Annotated in this window: 2 protein-coding genes; both read right to left on the bottom strand. The window is 66.3% G+C overall.

The window, feature by feature from the left end:
* Nucleotides 1-2,810, bottom strand: a 2,810-nt coding sequence (locus tag H7U20_RS15730; protein WP_199760094.1) for a molybdopterin cofactor-binding domain-containing protein, incomplete at its 3' end; no start/stop codon positions are given.
* A 431-nt stretch (nt 2,811-3,241) separates the two neighbouring features.
* On the bottom strand, nt 3,242-3,481 hold the full coding sequence (locus H7U20_RS15735) for a hypothetical protein (protein ID WP_199760095.1): 240 nt from the start codon (nt 3,479-3,481) through the stop codon (nt 3,242-3,244).
* Nucleotides 3,482-3,701: the final 220 nt, after the last annotated feature.

Genomic DNA, 3,701 nt, shown 5'->3' on the forward strand with positions numbered 1-3,701 from the left:
GCCGCCACCGCCGCCGGGCCGACCACGAAACGGGTCGGCTCGGTCTTGCCGCCGAAGGCGCCGCCGACCGAGACCACCTTGACGTCGACCTGGTGGTAGGCCACGCCCAGCGCCATCGCCGTGGTCTGGTGCATCTCCATCGGGCTCTGCGTCGAGGGGCGGATGGTGATGCGGCCCTGGTCGGCCGGCTCGGCGATCACCGCCTGCGTCTCCATGTAGAAGTGCACCTGGCCGCCGTTGAGCTGCGAGCTTTCCACCACCAGGCAGTCGGCGCCGGCGATGGCCGTGGCGCGCCGCACGATGGCGCGGTCGAGCGGCTGCTTGTCGCTGGTCCAATCGAAATTGCTGCCGGGCCGGGTGATCTTCCAGATGTGCGAGACATAGCTGGCCGACTTGGGCGAGTCGGGGAACACGCTGCCGATGCGGATCGCCTCCTCCAAGGTGGTGACCGGACGGTTCCACGGCGCCGGCCAGTCGACGTCGGTGTAGCCGATGCAGTGCGTGGTCACGTACTCGGCCAGGGCGACGGCCTGCTGCTCGGTGTCGGCCAGCACCAGCGCGATGGACTGGCCGACGTAGCTGACCATCTGCTCGGCCAGCAAGGGCTGGTCCATGCCCATGCCCTGCAGGTTGATGCCGCCGTTCTTGATGTTGTGGTGGGTGATCAGGTCGACGAAGTCGGCGTCGTGCCGGCTCAGGTGCTCGCGCAGCTCGGCCAGGCTGGCCGCGCCGGCCTTGCCGGGCACGGCGAAGTGGTAGTTGCCCAGCGCCCGCTTGCTCTGCACGAAGGCGGCGTTCAGCGTGCGCGGCGGCACCGCCAGCTCCTGCGTGTAGTGCAGCTGGCCGGAGGCCTGGTACATCGCGGTGATCTTGATGTAGGGCTGCGCCACCGGCCGCTTGAAGTCCTGCGTGGCGTAGTGCTGGCGGCCGTCGCTGACCGGCCATTTGCCCCAAGTGATCTCGCCGCTGGAGGCGATCTGCGGCGGCACCTCGACGCCGCGCTGCGGCAGCGCGTTGACCACCGCCTTGTAAAAGAAGGCCAGCGCCAGCTGGACGCGGTACTCGTCGGTGAAGCCCTCGCTGGGCAGGCCGTGCATGCGCGCGGCCCATAAGCGCAGCTCGGCGCGCACCTCCTGCTCCAGCACGGCCGACAGCGCCGGCAGCTGGTCCAGCGCCAGGGTCTGGCCCTGCAGCGCGGCCTCGGTGGCGCTGGCGTGCCACGGATACGGGGCGATGCCGCCGAACACCAGCGCGGCCTGCTCGACGGCGGCGCCGTCACCGAAGCGCAGCGCGCTGCAGACATTGACGATGCTGTGCGCGTTGACCTCGCGCAGCGCCACCTTCTGCGCCAGCACCACCTGGTTCTCGACCGGCAGCGCCAGCAGGAAGGCGCGCAGCACGATCTCGTCGAGCAGGGCCGGCTGGTCGAGCACGCGCCGCACCAACTCGGCCACGGTGTGCACGTGCTGGTGGAATTTGCCGGCGCCGTCGAGGTGCAGGTATTCCACCCGCGCGCCGGTCGCCGCCAGCGCGGTCAGCGCGTCCGACGGGAAAGGCTCGCCGCTGCCGGCGGCCATGTGGGCCAGCACCAGCATGCTGTTGCCGCCCAAAGTGGCGGCGTTGCGCACGATGCGCCCGGCGGTGCGCCGCGCCATGAACTGGACGGCGGCCAGGCTGCTGGTTTCGCCGCCGCAGTGCAGTTTCATCTGCGCGCCCAGCACGGCGATCAGGGTGTTGTAGTCGATGCCGGCGGCGACGCGCAGCGCGTCGCCCTCGACCCGGCTGGCCTGGTTCAAGTCGGCGATCAGGCGAATGTCGGCGAACAGCTTGGTCGGCGCGAACTCGTCCTTGTAGATGCCGAACGAGGTGTTGCCGTGCACCAGGCGCAGACGGCTGCCGCGCGCGCCGTGCATCAGCTGGGCCAGCTCGTCGAGCGTGACCGGGGTGCGCCAGCTCTGGCCGCCGCCATGGGCGTTGACCGGCTGGGCCGGGCCGCGCGCCCGTGGCGGGAAGGGGATCGCCACGTTGGCCGGCAGTTGGGCGGCGCAGCCGTCGTCCTCCAGACATTTCATGCGCTGCTTCTCGTCCTCGGCGCTCCAGTCGGAGGCGAAGGTCTTCATGCCGGTGAGGATGGCGCGGTAGCCGGTGCAGCGGCAGATGTTACCGTCGAAGCTGTCCTCGATCTCCTTCTTGGTGGCCAGCGGATGGTTGACGATGAACTCGGACATGTTCATCACGAAGCCCACGCTGCAGTAGCCGCACTGGCTGCCGTTGTTCAGCGCCAGCCGGTGCGCCACCGGATTCATACCGGCGTGCTCGGCGTCGGACGGATGCTCGGCCACGTCGCGCAGCTGCAGGCTGGCGCCGGTCTGCGGCAGGTCGCGCGCCAGCGCCACCGCCACGGCCACCTGGGCGCGCTTGTCCTGCGCCTGCTGCTGCGCCTCGGCCAGCGCCGGCGCAGGCGGCAGGCCGACGGGCGCGCCGCCGCGCGAGGCGGTGGCGGCGTGCAGCAGGAATTCGGGATTCGGTTTACGCACCGCGCCCGTGCCCTCCACCGTGGTGACCACCTGGCCGCCCAGCGCGCACACCGGGCGCAGGCAGGAGTTGATGGCGCGGTGCTGCGGCTGCTCGCCGTCCCAGTGCGACAGGATCACCGTGCAACCGCCGCAGCCGCCCTGGCCGCAGGGCTTCTTCGGCCCGGCCAGCGCCACCTCGGGCGAACGCAGATAGTCGATCAGCAGCAGGTCGGGCGCGGGGTTGTGCAGGTGGACCAGTTTGCCGTTCAAATGAAAGGAGACGTCATTGCTCATGGTGGTGGATTCCGGGCTAGGAGTGGCGGGACGGGGGAGCTTGCAAGCAGAGCCAGCGGTGGCGGCGGGCTCGGCATAAGCAAGCGGCAATCATTCAATTTGGAAATAAATATACGCGAACGTCCCGCGCGAATATACGCGAATTGTCACGCCGGAGGGAGAGGTGGCGGCGGAGAGTAGGCGGGTGCCGGCGGTTCAGCGACGGGTGAATTGGTGCGCCAAGAGGAGCGGCTCGGGAATCGCCAATATGCGAGGCAGTGGCATAGGAACCGTTGCCAGCGGTTCGGTCCGGAGCGGCGCTGAAGGGCACATCGAATAACCAGCAAATTGTCGTTCCCGCGCCGGCGGGAACCCATGCTGCGCTGGATAAGATGCGACGTATAGGTTCCCGCCTGCGCGGGAACGACAATTTGACACTTGTGCGAAGTCTTCTAATGCGATGCAGCGGCGCCGCAGAGCGAGTTCTGCATGGCGAGAAGACGTCCCAGGGCATTTTCTGCCGCCGACAATACTTCTGCTGAACTCACATCAGCTAACAACTCATATGGCAACTCAAAATTTGAATGGGAAAGCGGCACTGACACAAACATATTTTTGTGGTCGGCTATTAGTGTGCCGATAGCATTTTCCGGCGCGAAATCAAGGGATTTTGACTGAACACTAAGTTTCATATATTTTGGAATATCGTGAACGGCGATGACGCTCCCAGCAAGCACCTTTTTTGCAAGATCAACAATTTATTTCTTGAAATCTCCTTGAGTAGTCTGAAAAAAAATAAATCGAACACCAACTTGTAATGTAACTGTTCAGCCGCTATGCAGCAGGCATGATCGGATCGCCAATAAATGCACGGTACAGCACGTCGAGCATGCTGTGGCCTTGCTTGCGCAG

It is taken from the genome of Rugamonas violacea, assembly GCF_016461825.1.
In the GTDB taxonomy this organism is placed as follows: domain Bacteria; phylum Pseudomonadota; class Gammaproteobacteria; order Burkholderiales; family Burkholderiaceae_D; genus Rugamonas.

Coding starts and splice junctions, on each gene's coding strand:
- H7U20_RS15735 (WP_199760095.1), bottom strand. CDS start 3,481: ATGAAACTTAGTGTTCAGTCAAAATCCCTTGATTTCGCGCCGGAAAAT.